At 72.4% G+C, this 16,556-nt stretch carries 19 protein-coding genes and 1 pseudogene; 15 read left to right on the top strand and 5 right to left on the bottom strand.

The window, feature by feature from the left end; genetic code table 11:
* The 3 genes and pseudogenes from VLJ82_RS15435 to VLJ82_RS15425 all read left to right on the top strand — a co-directional run.
* Nucleotides 1–540: pseudogene (locus VLJ82_RS15435) on the top strand (hypothetical protein); the annotation flags it as partial.
* Nucleotides 541–580: 40 nt separating this feature from the next.
* Nucleotides 581–1,138: a peptidylprolyl isomerase gene (locus VLJ82_RS15430; RefSeq protein ID WP_408664251.1), complete on the top strand. Its 558-nt coding sequence runs from the start codon at nt 581–583 to the stop codon at nt 1,136–1,138.
* 36 nt (nt 1,139–1,174) lie between these two features.
* Nucleotides 1,175–2,140: a rhomboid family intramembrane serine protease gene (locus VLJ82_RS15425; RefSeq protein WP_408664250.1), complete on the top strand. Its 966-nt coding sequence runs from the start codon at nt 1,175–1,177 to the stop codon at nt 2,138–2,140.
* 133 nt (nt 2,141–2,273) lie between these two features.
* Here VLJ82_RS15425 and VLJ82_RS15420 read toward each other — a convergent pair whose 3' ends face one another.
* Nucleotides 2,274–2,552: a cell division protein CrgA gene (locus tag VLJ82_RS15420; protein ID WP_408664249.1), complete on the bottom strand. Its 279-nt coding sequence runs from the start codon at nt 2,550–2,552 to the stop codon at nt 2,274–2,276.
* A gap of 190 nt (nt 2,553–2,742) precedes the next feature.
* On the opposite strand from VLJ82_RS15420, the gene VLJ82_RS15415 reads away from it, so the two are divergent.
* Genes VLJ82_RS15415 through VLJ82_RS15400 form a run of 4 tightly spaced genes read left to right on the top strand, consistent with a single transcriptional unit; the run spans nt 2,743 to nt 5,522 of the window.
* Entirely contained in the window at nt 2,743–3,525 is a 783-nt protein-coding gene (locus tag VLJ82_RS15415) for a DUF881 domain-containing protein (RefSeq protein WP_408664248.1), read from the top strand.
* Nucleotides 3,522–4,679, top strand: a complete 1,158-nt coding sequence (locus tag VLJ82_RS15410; RefSeq protein WP_408664247.1) for a class E sortase — start codon at nt 3,522–3,524, stop codon at nt 4,677–4,679. Before VLJ82_RS15415 ends, VLJ82_RS15410 begins: the two co-directional genes overlap by 4 nt.
* A gap of 3 nt (nt 4,680–4,682) precedes the next feature.
* On the top strand, nt 4,683–4,853 hold the full coding sequence (locus VLJ82_RS15405; RefSeq protein ID WP_408664246.1) for a hypothetical protein: 171 nt from the start codon (nt 4,683–4,685) through the stop codon (nt 4,851–4,853).
* A 15-nt stretch (nt 4,854–4,868) separates the two neighbouring features.
* Nucleotides 4,869–5,522: an aminodeoxychorismate/anthranilate synthase component II gene (locus VLJ82_RS15400; RefSeq protein WP_408664245.1), complete on the top strand. Its 654-nt coding sequence runs from the start codon at nt 4,869–4,871 to the stop codon at nt 5,520–5,522.
* Between the two features lie 86 nt (nt 5,523–5,608).
* Here the strand turns inward: VLJ82_RS15400 and hutH are convergent, their stop codons facing one another.
* The gene (hutH, locus tag VLJ82_RS15395; RefSeq protein ID WP_408664244.1) at nt 5,609–7,150 is read right to left on the bottom strand and encodes a histidine ammonia-lyase; all 1,542 of its coding nucleotides are present in this window, start codon (nt 7,148–7,150) and stop codon (nt 5,609–5,611) included.
* 65 nt (nt 7,151–7,215) lie between these two features.
* Here hutH and VLJ82_RS15390 point away from each other — a divergent pair, with 65 nt between their 5' ends.
* Nucleotides 7,216–8,205 (top strand): NAD(P)H-quinone oxidoreductase, encoded by a 990-nt coding sequence (locus VLJ82_RS15390; protein ID WP_408664243.1) that lies wholly within the window; start codon nt 7,216–7,218, stop codon nt 8,203–8,205.
* Between the two features lie 72 nt (nt 8,206–8,277).
* On the top strand, nt 8,278–8,847 hold the full coding sequence (locus VLJ82_RS15385; protein WP_408664242.1) for a bacterial proteasome activator family protein: 570 nt from the start codon (nt 8,278–8,280) through the stop codon (nt 8,845–8,847).
* Nucleotides 8,848–8,918: 71 nt separating this feature from the next.
* Here the strand turns inward: VLJ82_RS15385 and VLJ82_RS15380 are convergent, their stop codons facing one another.
* Nucleotides 8,919–9,743 carry a Cof-type HAD-IIB family hydrolase gene (locus VLJ82_RS15380; protein ID WP_408664253.1) on the bottom strand — a complete coding sequence of 275 codons (825 nt, stop codon included), beginning with the start codon at nt 9,741–9,743 and terminating at the stop codon, nt 8,919–8,921.
* 208 nt (nt 9,744–9,951) lie between these two features.
* Between VLJ82_RS15380 and VLJ82_RS15375 the strand changes: the two genes are divergently transcribed.
* From VLJ82_RS15375 to VLJ82_RS15365, 3 genes are all read left to right on the top strand, one after another.
* A complete protein-coding gene (locus tag VLJ82_RS15375; protein ID WP_408664241.1) occupies nt 9,952–11,112 on the top strand; it encodes an inorganic phosphate transporter in 1,161 nt (386 codons plus the stop codon).
* A 5-nt stretch (nt 11,113–11,117) separates the two neighbouring features.
* Nucleotides 11,118–11,348, top strand: a complete 231-nt coding sequence (locus tag VLJ82_RS15370) for a hypothetical protein (RefSeq protein WP_408664240.1) — start codon at nt 11,118–11,120, stop codon at nt 11,346–11,348.
* A gap of 91 nt (nt 11,349–11,439) precedes the next feature.
* Entirely contained in the window at nt 11,440–11,733 is a 294-nt protein-coding gene (locus VLJ82_RS15365; protein ID WP_408664252.1) for a GroES family chaperonin, read from the top strand.
* Nucleotides 11,734–11,776: 43 nt separating this feature from the next.
* Here VLJ82_RS15365 and pheA read toward each other — a convergent pair whose 3' ends face one another.
* Nucleotides 11,777–12,739: a prephenate dehydratase gene (gene pheA, locus VLJ82_RS15360; protein ID WP_408664239.1), complete on the bottom strand. Its 963-nt coding sequence runs from the start codon at nt 12,737–12,739 to the stop codon at nt 11,777–11,779.
* Nucleotides 12,740–12,858: 119 nt separating this feature from the next.
* A complete protein-coding gene (locus VLJ82_RS15355) occupies nt 12,859–13,395 on the bottom strand; it encodes a DUF4446 family protein (protein ID WP_408664238.1) in 537 nt (178 codons plus the stop codon).
* An 81-nt stretch (nt 13,396–13,476) separates the two neighbouring features.
* Here VLJ82_RS15355 and VLJ82_RS15350 point away from each other — a divergent pair, with 81 nt between their 5' ends.
* The 3 genes from VLJ82_RS15350 to VLJ82_RS15340 all read left to right on the top strand — a co-directional run bounded on the left by VLJ82_RS15350 (nt 13,477) and on the right by VLJ82_RS15340 (nt 16,456).
* The gene (locus tag VLJ82_RS15350; protein ID WP_408664237.1) at nt 13,477–14,091 is read left to right on the top strand and encodes a TMEM165/GDT1 family protein; all 615 of its coding nucleotides are present in this window, start codon (nt 13,477–13,479) and stop codon (nt 14,089–14,091) included.
* Between the two features lie 47 nt (nt 14,092–14,138).
* Entirely contained in the window at nt 14,139–15,212 is a 1,074-nt protein-coding gene (hisC, locus tag VLJ82_RS15345) for a histidinol-phosphate transaminase (RefSeq protein ID WP_408664236.1), read from the top strand.
* Nucleotides 15,213–15,457: 245 nt separating this feature from the next.
* A complete protein-coding gene (locus VLJ82_RS15340) occupies nt 15,458–16,456 on the top strand; it encodes an SGNH/GDSL hydrolase family protein (RefSeq protein WP_408664235.1) in 999 nt (332 codons plus the stop codon).
* Nucleotides 16,457–16,556 lie beyond the last annotated feature (100 nt).

Below are 16,556 nucleotides of genomic sequence, written 5' to 3'. Positions count from 1 at the left end.
AGCGCCACCCCGGCCCGGCCCACCGCCGGAACGACCACGGCCCAACCCACCGGCCTGGGCGGCGCCGCCGGGGAGCAGACCGGCGCGCCGGCCAGCACCCCGCGTCCCACCCTCAGCCCCTCGGGCACGGTCGCCGAGGTGGCCGGCAGCTGCCCGTACATCGGCGCCGCCGACTTCGCCGACATCGAGGGCGACCGGGTCGGCCGGGTCACCGTGCTGCGCAGCCGTCCGGCGGGGTGCCGGTTCTACTTCTCCTACGACCCTTCCGCGATCGTGGGCGAGATCACCGTGGTGCAGTTCCCCACCGCTACCGAGGCCTACAACGCGATGGTCGAATCGGCGCAGAACCATCCGGAAGTGCAGTCGGACGCCGGCATCGCCGACGGTGCGGTGGCCTACCAGACCGACCTGCAGGGCAGCCGGACCTGGCAGTGCGTGTTCGCCAAGGGGACCTCGGTGGTCACCGTGCGGACCCGGCAGCCATACCCTGCACTGAACGCCTTTTCTCTCGCCCGGGCGATAGCCCCGAAGATCCGGTGAAGATCGCACACCGGATCGCACACCGACAGGAGACCCATACGTGAGTGCAGCAAACGACAGCGGAGCGACCAGCGGCTCGGCGACCCATCAGGCCGTCCTGCACACCTCGGCCGGCGACATCACCGTCAACCTGTTCGGCAACCACGCCCCGAAGACGGTGTCGAACTTCATCGGGCTGGCCACCGGCGCCAAGGAGTGGACCGACCCCGGCACCCGGCAGAAGACCAACCGGCCGCTCTACAACGGCACCATCTTCCACCGGGTGATCGACAACTTCATGATCCAGGGCGGCGACCCGCTGGGCCGCGGCACCGGCGGGCCGGGCTACAACTTCGCCGACGAGTTCCACCCCGAGCTGAGCTTCGACCGGCCGTACCTGCTGGCGATGGCCAACGCCGGGCCGAACACCAACGGCAGCCAGTTCTTCATCACCACCGTCCCGACGCCGCACCTGAACTTCCGGCACACCATCTTCGGCGAGGTCGCCGACGCCGACAGCCGGGCGGTGGTCGACTCGATCGGCAACACCCGCACCGGTGCCGCGGACCGGCCGGTCAGCGACGTCACCATCACCTCGGTCGACGTCAGCAACGTCTAGCGACCGCCCTGACCCCTGAACAGCTGAGCCAGCGCCATGCAGCCGACGCCGCCGCCCGGCGGGGAGAACCCGTACTCCGGCGGAGATCCGTACTACGGCTTCGCCGGGTGCTACCGGCACCCGGACCGGATCACCGGCGTCCGCTGCGTGCGCTGCAACCGGCCGATCTGCCCAGAGTGCCAGCGGCCGGCCTCGGTGGGCTTCCAGTGCCCGGACGACGTCCGGGCCGGGGCCGCCTCGATCCGCCAGGGGCGGACGGTGGTAGGCGCGCCGGCGCGGGCGCAGCTCCCCTTCATCACCTGGGCGCTGATCGCGGTCAACGTGGTGGTCTACCTCATCACCGGCCTGGGACCGGGCAGCTCGCTGATCGACAACACCAACACCCAGTTGTTCCGGGACTGGGAGCTGGTGCCCAACGTGGTGGGCTACCAGCACGACTACCTACGGCTGGTCACGGCCGCCTTCCTGCACCTGGGGCCGTTGCACATCTTCCTGAACATGTTCGCCCTCTACACCCTCGGCCCGGCGCTGGAGCGGGTGATGGGCTGGTGGCGCTACCTGGCGGTCTACCTGCTCTCCGCGCTCGGCGGCTCGGTGGCGATCCTGCTGCTCGGCGACGTCCGGCAGCCGGTGGTGGGTGCCTCCGGGGCGATCTTCGGGCTGTTCGCGGCCGCCCTGGCGCTGTCCCGGGTGGTCGGCTTCAACACCCGGGCGCTGGTGATCACCGTCGGGATCAACTTCGTCTTCACCTTCTCGGTGCCGGGGATCTCCAAGCTCGGCCACGTCGGCGGCTTCGTCGCCGGCGGGCTGGCCACCCTGGCCCTGCTCGGCTGGACGCTGGGCCCGCGCCGGCCGCTGACCGACCGGCTGCGCACCGTCCAGCTGGTCAGCCTGGCCGGCCTGCTGGTGGTGCTGGTGGGACTGGCGGTCTGGCGCACCGAGCAGATCCACGACCAGCTGGTGCAGCAGCTCGGCCAGGGGACGGGGCACTCCGGCCCGTAACCGGTCACTGGCAGTTATCCACAGCGGTGGATCGTGCTGGGGAGAACTACAGCGGTGTAATCACAGCTGTGGAGGACGCTGTGGGCAACGATTGAGGGTGCAACGGCCCTCCGTTTGGTGCGTTAGGCGTGCGTCAACGCCAGCGAACGGCGAGGCCGAGCCCGATGATCAGGAAGCCGAAGCCGACCGCGAAGTTCCAGCTGCCCAGGTCGTTCATGAACGGGATGCTCTCGGCAGCCATGTAGTAGACGACGATGTAGGCCAGCCCGATCAGCAGGAAGGCCGCCATCACCACCGGGTACCACGGCGGGCTGGGCTTGGCCGCCTTGGCACCACCCACGGCACCGGCGCGGGGGCCGGCCGCCGGCGAAGGCTGGTAGCTCGACTTCTTGCGAACCTTGGACTTCGGCACGGACGTCTCCTCATGGACGCTGTGGACCTTCAGGCCTTCCTGGCCCGGTCCATTTGGTCAGGCGAGAACTCGGGCTGCCGGCGCGAAAACCGGCCACCGTGGCGTTAGCCTAGTCGCCGCGACCCCTGCAAGCACGCACAGGTATCACGCTTAGTATCCGAGCAGCGGGAGAAATGGGGCACTAGGGAGCATGGTGGGCACTGCCACGCGACGTCCCGGTGGGTTCGTCCGCCGGCGGCTGCGGCGGCTTCCCAACCCCGGCCTGTGGCGGGCCCTGGTGCCGGTGATCGCCCTGCTGGCCGGGCTGCTGGCCGCCACCACCGCCCGTACCGCGCGCGGCACCGACCTGCGCTCGGCCGGCCGTACCAACCTGGCCGACCTGATCCGCAAGGCCGAGGGCACGGTGGCCACCGACGACGCCCTGGTCCGGCAGTTGCAGAGCCAGGTGGCCGCCGCCACCGACCGGCTGGCCCACTCCGACGCGGGGATCGCCGCGATCAAGGCCCAGGCCCAGCCGCTGCTGGCCCCGGCCGGGCTGGTGGCGATGAGCGGGCCGGGCCTGTCGGTCACCCTGGACGACGCCCACCCCGACCAGCCGGTGGACGACCCGGTGGAGGCCAACGCCCTGGTGGTGCACCAGTCCGACATGCAGGCTGCGGTGAACGCGCTGTGGGCCGGCGGTGCCGAGGCGGTCATGGTGATGAACCAGCGGCTGTCGGCCACCAGCGCGATCCGCTGCGTCGGCAACACCCTGCTGCTCAACGGGCGGGTCTACTCGCCGCCCTTCACCATCTCCGCGATCGGCCCGGCCAGCGGCATGCGCATCGCGCTGAACTCCTCGATTGGGCTGCAGCAGTACCGCAAGGACGCCGACGCCTACGGCCTGGGGTACCGGGTCGTCGAGCACACCCGGATCGTGGTGCCTGCCTATGACGCCCCGATCGGCTTGAGCTACGCCGCCGTGGGCGGATGACCCGGGGGTCCGGGCCGGTCGGCCGGCATCGGGTCGACGGACCGGGGCACGCGCCGGACGCGGGCCGGACCCCGGCGTCGGTGGACGGCGAGGACCTGCCGTCCGGGAACCGTCCGGTCGGCCACGGGCAGCCGGTCGGCCACGGGCAGCCGGTCGGCCACGAGTCTTCGGTCGACTGGGGCGACGCGTCCGGCCCCGTCCGTCCGGCTGATCCGGTCCGGCCGTCCGATCTCGACCACGCCGACCGGCAGCGGTCGTCCGCCTGGGAGCACCCGACCGTCCGGGAGCAGCCGGACGGCAGGGAGTACCCGGCCCTCGGCGAGCGTCCGGCCGTCCGGCGGCGGGGCGACCGGCTGCGGACGGTGACCCGCGGGCTCGGCGAGTTGCTGGTGACCTGCGGGGCCGTGCTGCTGCTGTTCATCGTCTACGAGGTGTGGGCCTCCAATGTCTACGCCGACCGCAAGCAGGACCAGGTGCGCCAGCAGCTGACCACCGCCTGGCAGCAGGGCAAGGACCCGCTCAAGGGCGTCGACCGGTTGAACCTGCCGATCGGCAAGCAGGTGGTGCTGCCCGCCGGGCAGGGCTTCGCCAACCTCTACATCCCGGCCTTCGGCAAGGACTACGCCCGCACCGTCGTGCAGGGCACCTCGGACAGGGACCTGGCCGTCGGCCCCGGCCACTACGTCACCAGCCAGCTGCCGGGGCAACTGGGCAACTTCGCGGTGGCCGGGCACCGGGTCGGCAAGGGCGAGCCGTTCCTCAACCTGGACCGGCTGGGTCCGGGCGACACCATCGTGGTGCAGACCGCCAGCAACTGGTACGTCTACGCCGTCCTGGGCAGCCGGTCGGCCTACCTCACGGCCAGCCGGATCGCCGACCGCGCCGCCCGGGAGCAGGCCGTCGCCGCCGCGCTGGCGGTGCCGGACAGCCAGGGCGTGCCGGGCCGCGAGATCGTCTCCCCGGACGCGGTGCAGGTGATCGACCCGGTGCCCGACCATCCACGGGCCACTCCCACCCGGGCGCTGCTGACGCTGACCACCTGCCACCCCAAGTACTCCGCCAACCGACGGCTGGTGGTGCACGCCCGGCTGGTGCGCGCGGTGCCGCACACCGGCACGGCGCTGCCGCAGGAACTACCCGGAGGGACGATCTAGGGCATGTACGGCTGGATCTGGCAGCGGCTGCCCGGCGGCCTGGTCCTGCGCGTCCTGCAGGCGCTGCTGCTGGTGGCGCTGGTGTCGGCCCTGCTGCTGTTCGTGGTGTTCCCCTGGCTGGAGCCCCGGCTGCCGGACAACCCGCTGACCGGCCCGGCCACCGTCAGCCGGTAGCGCACACTGGTTCCCATGACGCGCATCCTGGTCATCGACAACTACGACAGCTTCGTCTACAACCTGGTCCAGTACTTGGCGCAACTGGGTGCCGAGGTGGTGGTCCGCCGCAACGACGAGGTGAAGCTGGCCGAGCTGGCCGACTTCGACGGGGTGCTGGTCTCACCCGGACCGGGCATCCCGGAGCATGCCGGCGTCAGCATGGCCGCGGTGAGCACGGCCGCCGGGTCCGGGCAGCCGGTGCTCGGGGTGTGCCTGGGCCACCAGGCGATCGGCGTCGCCTTCGGTGCGGTGGTCGAACGGGCCCCGGAGCTGCTGCACGGCAAGACCAGCGACGTGCTGCACGCCGGCGACGGGGTGCTGGCCGGGCTGCCGACCCCGTTCACCGCCACCCGCTACCACTCGCTGACCGTCCGGGAGGACACCCTGCCCGACGAGCTCGCGGTCACCGCGCGTACCGCGTCCGGGGTGGTGATGGCGATACGGCACCGCAGCCTGCCGATCGAGGGGGTGCAGTTCCACCCCGAGTCGGTGCTGACCCAGGGCGGGCACCGGATGCTGGCCAACTGGCTGGTCCGGTGCGGTGCTCAGGTGGACTGGGCGCGGGTCGCCGAGCTGGGCGCCGGCCTCGACGCGCTGCGCGGGCAGGCCTTCTCCGCCGCCGTCTGAGCGTGATACCCAGCGGTCGTTCTGGCGACCGGTGGGTATCACACACGAAAGGTTCGGTTCCGGTTTCCGGTTTACGGGCGGCCGGGTCAGCGCAGCGGCTCGGCCAGCTGGGACTCGGCGGCGGCCACCGCGGCGCCGGACGCGACCAGCTGGTAGGCGGCCTCGATCTCCGGCGCCAGGAACCGGTCCGGACCCGGGCCTGGCACCCGCTCGCGCAGCGCCGCCAGCACCGCCCCGGTCGCCGGGCCCGGCTGCAGCGGGCGGCGCAGGTCCAGCGCCCGGGCCGCCGACAGTAGCTCGACGGCCAGCACCCGGCGCAGCCCGTCCACCGACCGGCGGAGCTTGCGCGCCGCCGACCAGCCCATCGAGACGTGGTCCTCCTGCATCGCCGAGGACGGGATCGAGTCCACTGAGGCCGGCACCGCCAGCCGCTTGAGCTCGGAGACCACCGCGGCCTGGGTGTACTGGGCGATCATGTGCCCGGAGTCCACCCCGGCGTCGTCGGTCAGGAACGCGCTCAGCCCGCGGGAGCGGGCCACGTCCAGCATCCGGTCGGTACGCCGCTCGGACATGCTGGCGACGTCGGCGGCCGGGATGGCCAGGAAGTCCAGCACGTAGCCCACCGGGGCGCCGTGGAAGTTGCCGTTGGACTCCACCCGGCCGTCCAGGGTGACCACCGGGTTGTCCACCGCCGAGGCCAGCTCGTAGCCGGCGACCAGCCGGGCGTGCGCCAGGGTGTCCCGGGCGGCGCCGGCCACCTGCGGCGCGCACCGCATCGAGTAGGCGTCCTGGACGTAGGTGCAGTCCGGCCCGGCGTGCGAGGCCACGATCGGCGAGCCGGCCAGCAGCGCCCGCATGTTCGCCGCGGCCACCGCCTGGCCCGGCTGCGGCCGCAACGCCTGCAGGTCGGCGGCGAACACCCGGTCGGTGCCCAGCATCGCCTCCACCGACATCGCCGCGGTCAGGTCGGCGGTGCGCAGCAGCAGGTCCAGGTCGGTGCAGGCCAGCAGCAGCTGTCCGAGCATCCCGTCGGTGCCGTTGATCAGCGCCAGGCCCTCCTTCTCGGCCAGCGTGACCGGCTCGATGCCGGCCGCGGCCAGCGCCTCGGCGGCCGGTTGCAGCCGTCCGGTGGCGTCGCGCACCTCACCCTCGCCCATCAGCGCCAGCGCCACGTGCGCCAGCGGCGCCAGGTCACCCGAGCAGCCGAGCGAGCCGAACTCGCGCACCACCGGGGTGATCTGGGCATTGAGCAGCGCGCACAGCGTCTGCGCCGTCGCCACCCGGATGCCGGTGCGGCCGGTGGCCAGCGTCGACAGCCGCAGCAGCATCAGCGCCCGGGTCACCTCGGTCTCGATCTCGGAACCGGAGCCGGCGGCGTGCGAGCGCACCAGCGAGCGCTGCAGCTGGGTGCGCCGCTCCAGCGGGATGTGCTTGGTGGCCAGCGCCCCGAAGCCGGTGGAGATGCCGTAGTGCGGCTCGGCGTCCCCGGCCAGCGCCTCCACCACCGCGCGGGAGGCGGCGATCGCCGACAGCGACCCGGCCGACAGCTCCACCGGCGCGCCGGCGCGCGCCACCGCCACCACGTCCGCTTCCGTCAGGGGACCCACGCCTACCGACACCGTCGTCATGCAGGCATTCTGGCCCACTGCCCACCCAGATGGGCCCGAGGGCATGCCCGGGTAGGTTCGGGGGCATGAAAGCGGTGCTGATCGCCGAACCCGGCGGCCCGGAGGTGCTCCTCCTGGGCGAGGCGCCCGAGCCGGTGCCGACCGCCGGCGAGGTGCTGCTGGAGGTGGCCGCGACCGCGGTGAACCGGGCCGACCTGATGCAGCGGGCCGGCAAGTATCCGCCGCCGCCCGGTGCCTCGCCGATCCTCGGGCTGGAATGCAGCGGCTGGATCGCCGCCCTGGGCAGCGGGGTGACCGGCTGGCAGGTCGGCGACGAGGTGTGCGCGCTGCTGTCCGGCGGCGGCTACGCCGAGCGGGTCTGCGTGCCGGCGACCCAGCTGATGCGGGTGCCGGCCGGCCTCGACCTGGTCACCGCCGCGGCGCTGCCCGAGGTGGCCTGCACGGTGTGGTCGATGGTGCTGGACAAGCCCCCGGCGGCCGCCCTCGCGCCCGGCGAGAGCTTCCTGGTGCACGGCGGCAGCTCCGGCATCGGGACCATGGCGATCCAGTTGGCCGCCGCCCAGGGCTGCCGGGTGTTCGCCACCGCCGGCAGCGCCGAGAAGCTGGCCGCCTGCCGGGAGCTGGGCGCGGAGCTGGCCGTCAACTACCGCGAGGACGACTTCACCGAGGTGCTCGCCCGGCACACCGGCGGCACCGGGGTGGACGTGGTGCTGGACACCATCGGCGCCAAGTACCTGCCCGCCAACCTGGCGGTGCTGGCCACGGGGGGCAGGATCTCGGTGATCGGCCTGCTGGGCGGTACCCGCGGCACCCTGGACCTGGCCGCCCTGATGGCCAAGCGGGCCACCGTCTACGGCGCCACCCTGCGGGCCCGGCCGGCCGAGCAGAAGGCGGCCATCGTGGCCGGCACCGAGGCGCACGTCTGGCCGCTGATCGAGGCCGGCCGGGTGCGTCCGGTGGTGCACCAGGTGCTCGCCCTGGCCGAGGCCGGCGAGGCGCACCGGATCGTGGCGGCCAGCGGCCACGTCGGCAAGCTGGTGCTGGCCACCGGCTGACCGGCCGTCCGCTCTAGGATCGGTACTGAACCCGGCAGACCGCGCCGGCACCTTCACCGACAGGACGGGCTCATGACTGACGACGCTTCGGCTCCCTACGCCGCGCAGGGGCAGCCTCCCCAGGCCGGCCCGGACGGCGAGCAGGTGGTGGTGCTGCAGTCACAGTCCGGCGGGGATGAGGACGGCCAGCAGGACCTGATGTCACAGGTCGAGCAGCCGGCCAAGGTGATGCGGATCGGCACCATGATCAAGCAGCTGCTCGACGAGGTGCGGGCCGCCCCGCTGGACGAGGCCGGCCGGGTTCGGTTGCGTGAGATCCACCAGTCCTCGATCAAGGAGCTGGAGGAGGGGCTGGCACCGGAGCTGCGCGAGGAGCTGGATCGGCTCACGCTGCCCTTCGACGACGACCAGGTGCCCAGCGAGGCGGAGCTGCGGATCGCCCAGGCCCAGCTGGTCGGCTGGCTGGAGGGGCTGTTCCACGGCATCCAGACCGCGCTGTTCGCCCAGCAGATGGCCGCCCGCGCGCAGCTGGAGCAGATGCGCGGCCGGGCGCTGCCCGGCCAGGTGATCGCCGTCCCGGGCATGCCGGGAATGCAGCGGCCGGCCGCCGACGGCGAGCACGGCACCGGGCAGTACCTCTAGCCCTCCCCGACCTCCAGCTCCTGCCGGGCCGACAGCTCATCCGCAGGCCGCGGCTCAGCCGGGCCGACGGCTCAGCCCGGCTGGTGCTGGTCGAGCAGCCGTTGGATCAGCAGGGCGACCGCGTCCTCGTCGTTGCTCTCGGCCAGCACCGTGCCGGCCGCGGCCAGCGCCGACGGATGGGCGTTGGCCACCGCGAAGGACTGACCGGCCCACTCCAGCATCGGCACGTCGTTGGGCATGTCGCCCACCGCGGCCACCTGCTCGCGGTCGATGCCGTGCGACTCGGCCAGCGCCGCCAGCCCGAACGCCTTGGTGATGCCGGTGGCCGAGATCTCCACCAGCGGCGAGTGCCCGGACCGGGTCACCGTCACCGTGTCGCCGACCAGCTTCTCGACCAGGTCCATGAACTCGTCCGCCGCCATGCCGTGGCCCCGGGCCAGCAGCTTCACCGCCGGCTTGTCCAGCAGCCCGGCCAGGTCCGCGGCCACCGGGGTGGGCAGCTGCCGGCCGGCGAGGTCGGTGCCGGGGGAGATGTTCCAGTCGTGGCGGTACTCCGGCTCGTAGGCGAAGTCCAGGCCGTACTCCAGCGCGAACCGGATCTGCGGGATCCGGGCCCGCAGCCGGCCGGTCACCTCGGCGAGCTCGGCCGGGGTGAGCGGGTGTTCGGCGACCACGGTCTCGGTGTGCAGGTCGTAGGTGAGCGCGCCGTTGGCGCTGACCACCACCCCGCGGTGGCCGGTCTGGTTGGCCACCTCGTGCAACCAGCGGGGTGGCCGGCCGGTGACGAAGGCGACCAGCAGGCCGGCCGACTCGGCGGCCGCGAGGGCGTCGCGGGTGGCCTGGCTGACGGTGTTGTCGGTACGCAGCAGAGTTCCGTCCAGGTCGCTGGCCAGCATCCTGATCACGGCTGGCCCGGTCCCGGTCGGCCGGCGCCGGCGGCTCGGCCAACAGCGCGGGGACGGGGCTTCCGGGTCACTTCGACAAGCCTACTGGGCGCTGTCTACGACGCCGTCCGGCGGCCGTTGAAACCACAAATCGGGCACACGTGTGTTAAATCCCGGTAAGCGTTTGACGAGGGGTGGGTGGTCGTGGATCGTCACCTCCGTGCACGATGCCGCCCTGCTGTTCATCGTCATTACCGCTGCACTTACCTTCGATTTCACCAACGGTTTCCACGACACCGCCAACGCCATGGCGACGTCGATCGCGACCGGCGCGCTGAAGCCGAAAGCAGCTGTCGCGCTGTCTGCCGTGCTCAACCTGGCAGGTGCGTTCCTGTCTATCAAGGTCGCCGCGACCATCGCCAGCGGCATCGTCGCCTCCGACGCGATCACCCTGCCGATCGTGTTCGCCGGGCTGCTCGGCGCGATCATCTGGAACATGATCACCTGGAGCGCCGGCCTGCCGTCCTCGTCCTCGCACGCGCTGATCGGCGGCGTGATCGGAGCCACCCTGGTCGCGTCCGGCACCTCGGCGGTGCACGGGCACTCGATCGTCGCCAAGGTGGTCATTCCCGCGGTGCTGGCCCCGGTGCTGGCCGGCCTGGTGGCGATGCTGGCCACCCGGTTGAGCTACTGGATCGCCAAGCCGGACGAGCGACCCCGCAGCCACCGGTACTTCCGCCTCGGGCAGCTGGCCTCGGCGTCGCTGGTCTCGCTGGCACACGGCACCAACGACGCGCAGAAGACCATGGGCGTCATCACGCTGGCCCTGATCGCCGACCACCGGGTCGGCCCGCATGCCGACCCGCCCACCTGGGTGATCGTGAGCTGCGGGGTGGCGATCGCGGCCGGCACCTACTTCGGCGGCTGGCGGGTGATCCGCACCATGGGGCACCGGCTGACCCACATCGAGGCGCCGCAAGGCTTCACCGCCCAGACCGCCAGCGTCGCGGTGCTGCTCACCGCCACCCAGGGCGGCCTGCCGCTGTCGACCACCCACATCACCTCGGGCGCGGTGCTCGGCACCGGCCTCGGCCGGCGCGGCAGCAACGTCCGCTGGCGGGTGGCCGGCTCCATGGTGGTCGCCTGGGTGCTGACGCTGCCCGCGGCCGCGCTGGTCGCGGCCGGCATCGGGCTGATCGTCGACGACGGCGGCTTCTCCCAGATCCTGACCGTCGCGCTGGTGGCGGTCGCGGTGCTGGTCGGCTTCTGGCTCTGGTCGCGGCGCAACCCGGTCAGCGCCACCAACGTCAACGACTTCGACGTCCGGACGATCGGCACCATCGAGCGCCCGCCGCCGGTGCTCGAGCAGGCGGCGGGCTGAGCGCGATGAGCAGCTACCTGGACCTCGAAGTGCTGCGCAACGTGGCCGTGGTCGCCCTGGTCGCCGGCCTCGGCATCACGCTGCTGTTCTCGATCGCGGTGCGGTCCCTGACCGCCGCCGCCGACCCGACGGAGCAGCCTGCCCAGCCGGTCGCGGCCCGGTTGCTGGCCACCGGCTGCCTGCTGCTCGTGCTGGCCCTGGTCGCGGTCGGCCTGTGGGCCGTGCTCAACAAGTAACCCGAGCGCTGGGCCCGGTGGTTCCGGACCGGCGGCGCCCGGCGCGAACTAGGCTGGCGGGGTGACCTCGCCAGACCGGCTTCCCATCAAGATGCTGCACGACCGGGTACTGGTCCGGATGCCGTCGGAGGACGGCGAGCGGCGCTCGTCCGGCGGCATCCTGATCCCGGCCACCGCGCAGGTCGCCAAGCGGCTGATCTGGGCCGAGGTGCTGGCGGTGGGCGCCCACGTCCGGTCGGTGGAACTGGCCGACCGGGTGCTGTTCAGCCCGGAGGACCGGCACGAGGTCGAGATCTCCGGCCAGAACTACCTGCTGCTGCGCGAGCGGGACATCCACGCGGTGGCCGCCCACCGGATCGAGGCCAACACCGGCCTGTACCTGTAGGGCGTTTCGGCAAGCGCTGTTACAGCCGCCCGGACCGGCCTGGTTAGCCGGTGCCGGTGCCGCGGATCCGCGCCAGCCAACCGGCCGCCTCCGCGAACGCGGCGTCGGTCCGTCCGTCCGGCACCGGGCCGGCCCGGCCGTCGGAGCGCGGGTAGGAGCCCAGGTAGCGCACCTCGGCGCAGATCCGGTGCAGCGCCGCCAGGGCGTCACCGACCCGGGAGTCGGCGACGTGCCCCTCGCAGTCGATCGAGAAGCTGTAGCGGCCCAGCTGGTCCTTGGTCGGCCGGGACTCGATCCGGGTCAGGTTGACCCCGCGGCTGGCGAACTCCGACAGGATCTCCAGCAGGGCGCCGGCGTGGTCGTCGCGCGGGTAGACCACCAGCGTGGTCCGGTCGGCGCCGGTCGGCGGTGCCGGCGGGACCGCCGGGCACAGCAGCACGAACCGGGTGACCGCGCCCGGCCGGTCGGCGATGTCGGTGGCGAGGCTGTCCAGGCCGTAGCGCCGCCCCGCGGCCGCCGGGGCCACCGCCGCGTCGTAGCTGCCCTCGGCGACCGCCCGCGCGCCGGCGGCGGTCGAGCCCACCGGGATCAGGGTGGCCGCCGGCAGCCGGGTCAGCAGATAGCGGCGGACCTGCGCGGCGGCGTGCGGGTGGGTGGCGACGGTGCCGATCGCCTCCGGCCGGGTGCCGGGACGGACCAGCAGGTCGAACACCACCGGCAGGTAGCACTCGGCGGCGATCACCAGTGGCGGTCCGCCAGCCAAGGGAGCGAGCTCGGCTAGTTCGTCCAGGGTGGCCGGCACCGAGCCCTCGACGGAGTTCTCCAGCGGCACCACCGCGCCGGTCACCGTGCCGGCCCGGACCGCGTCGACGGCCTCGGCGACGCTTGCGCAGCCCACCAGGGCGTCCGGCTCGCCGGTCAGGGCCAGCGCGGCGGCGTGCGCGAAGCTGCCTTCCGGCCCGAGGAAGCCGTACGGCCCGGGCGGAGCGGGAGCGGCGGCCGGCACCCGGGCAGTCTAGTTCCGCTCGCGACCGCTTGGCCGAGCCGGCCGGGGAATGCGGACCGGCCGGGTAACGCCGGGCCAGGCTGGGTAACGCCCCACCCGGCTGGGTGACCGCCCAGCCGTTACCGGGTCAGCGCCGCCTTGACGGCCTGTTCCTCCTCCGGCGAGAGCGCGTGCTCGCCCACCCCGCCGGTCAGCGCCTTGGCGTAGAGCCGGGTGTCGGAGGTGCTGGCGATCGAGGTCAGCGTGATGCCGTTGCCGCCGTCGTCCAGCAGCGCCAGCGAGAACGACAGCCGGCCGCCGAGGTCTTCGAAGGCGTCGTAGCGGACCAGGGCCACCCGGCGCAGCACCGTGCCCACCGTGCTGGTCAGCTCCTGCACGGTGGCGGCCAGGTCCTGCCGCTCGGCGGCCATTCCGGAGGCCAGCTCCTGCTGGGCGGCGGCCAGGTCGCGCTGCAGCTCGGAGATGTCGCGGCGGACCGCCTCGCTGGCGGCCATGTGCCGGTCGGCGACCTCCAGGATGGTCTCCCGGCCCGACGTCCCGCGGGACAGCAGCGCCACCGACCGGCGCAACCGGCTCAGCGTCCGCAGTGCCAGCACGCCGGCCAGGAAGCCGGCCAGTCCGAGGATCACGGCGCCGGCCGCCAACCAGGTACTCATCACCGGCCAGGGTATGGCCTGCCCGCCGGGCCGGCGGCGCACCGACACCCCCCTCCGGCGAGCGAGGCAGAATGGAGGCCGATGACCTCCTTCCTCGCGGTGTTCGCCATCGCGTTCGCCGCGGTCCTGCTGGTCGAGCTGCCGGACAAGACCATGGTCGCCACCCTGGTGCTGTCCACCCGCTACCGCCGCCGTCCGGTGCTGGCCGGGGCCGGCGCGGCCTTCGCGGTGCAGTGCGTGGTGGCGGTCACCGCCGGCGGCCTGCTGCACCTGCTGCCGCACCGGATCCTGGAGGCGGCGGTGGCGCTGCTGTTCGCCGTCGGGGCGGTGCTGCTGTTCCGGGAGAGCGTCACCGGTGCTGATGAGGAGGCAGCCGCCGAGGTCGGGTTGACCGGTACCCCGGCCGGGCCGGAGCTGTCCGACCGGCGGATCTTCGGGATCTCCTTCGGGGTGCTGTTCGCCGCCGAGTGGGGCGATGCCTCGCAGCTGGCCACCGCCGGGCTGGTGGCCCGCTACGGGCAGCCGGTGGCCATCGGGCTGGGTGCCTTCCTGGCGCTGGTCGGGGTGGCTGCCGTCGCCGTCCTGATCGGCAAGGTGATCCTGCGCCGGGTGCCGCTGCAGCTGGTGCACCGGGTGGCGGCGGTGCTGTTCGCGGTGTTCGCGGTGCTGGCCGGGGTGGCTGCGGTACGCGGCTGAGGAGTCCGGCCCGGAATGGGCCGGCCGGTCCGCGATAGCCTCAGCCCATGACTGTTCGGATGCGCCCCGTGCTGGACTCGCTGCCTGCCTACGTCCCCGGCCGCAACGTCCCCGGTTCGATCAAGCTGGCCAGCAACGAGACGGCCTACGGCCCGTTGCCGCACGTGCTGGACCGGATCACCGCGGCGGCGGCCGACGCCAACCGCTACCCCGACACCAACTCCAGCGACCTGCTCGAGGCGCTGGCGGCCAAGTTCGGGATCGGTGCCGAGCACCTGGTGGTGGGGTGCGGGTCGGTGTCGCTGTGCCAGCAGCTGGTGCAGGCCACCGCCGGGGACGGCGACGAGGTGGTCTTCGGCTGGCGCTCGTTCGAGGCCTACCCGATCATCACCGCCATCGGCGGCGCCCGGGCGGTGCAGGTGCCGCTGCGCGAGCAGGCCTACGACCTGCCGGCGATGGCGGCGGCGATCACCGACCGCACCCGGCTGGTCTTCGTGTGCAACCCGAACAACCCGACCGGCACCGCGGTGCCCGGCGTGCAGCTCACCGAGTTCCTGGACGAGGTGCCGGCCGACGTGCTGGTGGTGCTGGACGAGGCCTACCGGGAGTTCGTCACCGACGAGAAGGTCATCGACGGCACCACGTTGCTGGACCGCTATCCCAACCTGATGGTGCTGCGGACCTTCTCCAAGGCCTACGGCCTGGCCGGGCTGCGGGTCGGCTACGGCCTGGCCGCCGACCCCGCCGTGGCCCGAGCGGTCCGCCAGACCCAGATCCCGTTCGCGGTCACCCACGTCGCGCAGGCCGCCGCGCAGGCGAGCCTGGAGCCCCAGGCCGAGCAGCAACTGGCCGACCGGGTGGCCGAGGTGGTCGCCGAGCGGGCCCGGCTGACCGCCGCGCTGCGGGCGGCCGGCTACCAGGTGCCCGAGTCCGAGGCGAACTTCGTGTGGCTGGCCGACGGCCCGGCCGAGCAGGGCTGCGTGGACGCGGTGGCCTTCGGCGCGGGCTGCGAGGCGCGCGGCGTGATCGTGCGGGTGTTCGCCGGCTCCGGGGTGCGGATCACGGTGGGCACCGCCGCCGAGAACGACCGGTTCCTGGCTGCCGCCACCGAGCTGCGCTGAGCCCGCCGCCGGGCCGCCCGACTGACCGGTACTCGCGATACCGGCGTGCTCGATCCGTCGTGCTCGACGGGCCGTCCCTTGCTGTGGGTATCCCCAGATATCTCGCAAAGCCTTCCTGATCTTCTAGCGCTCGGCCGGGCCGCAGGTCTTTACTAGAGGACCGACTCATCGTCTTCACATTGGACTGGAATTAGCCCTTTAGCTGGTACCGGCTATTCGCCTGCCCATTTACGAGAAGGACACAGATGTCTGCACGACGTGAACTAACTCCGCAGATGCATGACTACGAAGCAAAGTTCACCGATGCCGGCGAGGTGCGCTGGCTGCCCTATCTCATGTACTTCCACCCGGCCGGTCACCGGTCCGCGGCGGTCACCACCGACGCCAGCGGATTTCGCTATTCCGAAGCGCGTGGCCTCCGCTACTCGGTGGCCGACCGGGGCGGGTCCGCAGGCCCGGTGCGGGTGCTGGCCGGCAGTTCCACGGTGTTCGGCATCGGTGCCAGCGCCGACCGGCACACGCTGTCGTCCCGGCTGACCGAGCACGACCCGCGCCCCGAGCCGTGGCTGAACTTCGGCGGCCGCAGCTTCAACTCCACCCAGGAGCTGACCCTGTTCACCCTCTACCGGCACCTGGTGCCCGAGGTCAGCGAGATCGTGCTGCTGTCCGGGTTCAACAACCTGGGCCTGGCCCGGCTGCCCGCCACGGCCCGCGGCGAGCACGGCGCGTTCTTCAACTGCAACCAGTTCTTCCAAGCGCTGCCGGCCGGTTCCGACCGGCCGAAGCGGTTCCTGCTGCGCTGGGGCAAGGACGTGCCGGCCACGCCCGAGCCGGTGCCGAGCATGCCCGAGCAGATCGCGTACGCGGCGGACCTGACGCTGCGCCACCTGGACTGCTGGCGGGCGCTGGCCCAGGACCTGGGCGCCAGGCTCACCTTCGTGCTGCAGCCGCTGTCCGGCTGGGTACGCTCGACCGGCACCCCGGAGGAGGAGCGGCTGTTCGCCGAGCTGGACGAGTTGGGCAACTTCTCCGAGACCTACGGCGACATCCTGCAACAGCAGGTGTGCAGTGACTACGCCGACGCGATCGAAGCGGGCACGAAGAAGATGGACGTCGGCTTTCTCAATCTCGGACCGCTGCTGGCCGAGCAGGTCGCGCCCGATCAATGGTTGTTCGTGGACCGAATCCACTTCACGGACTCCGGTCATGATTTTGTTTCCCGGCAACTGCTGAATGCCATTTAGAGTGGTCCTCACCCCCACCCCTTGAAGGATCCCCACCCTCACCCCCGGAGGATGCCGGAATGAAAACCATCAAGTCCTTCTTCCTGCGCCTGGTCGGACG

This window comes from Jatrophihabitans sp. (assembly GCF_035474675.1).
Classification (GTDB): domain Bacteria; phylum Actinomycetota; class Actinomycetes; order Mycobacteriales; family Jatrophihabitantaceae; genus Jatrophihabitans_A.
This window is presented reverse-complemented; position numbering and strand designations above follow the sequence as displayed.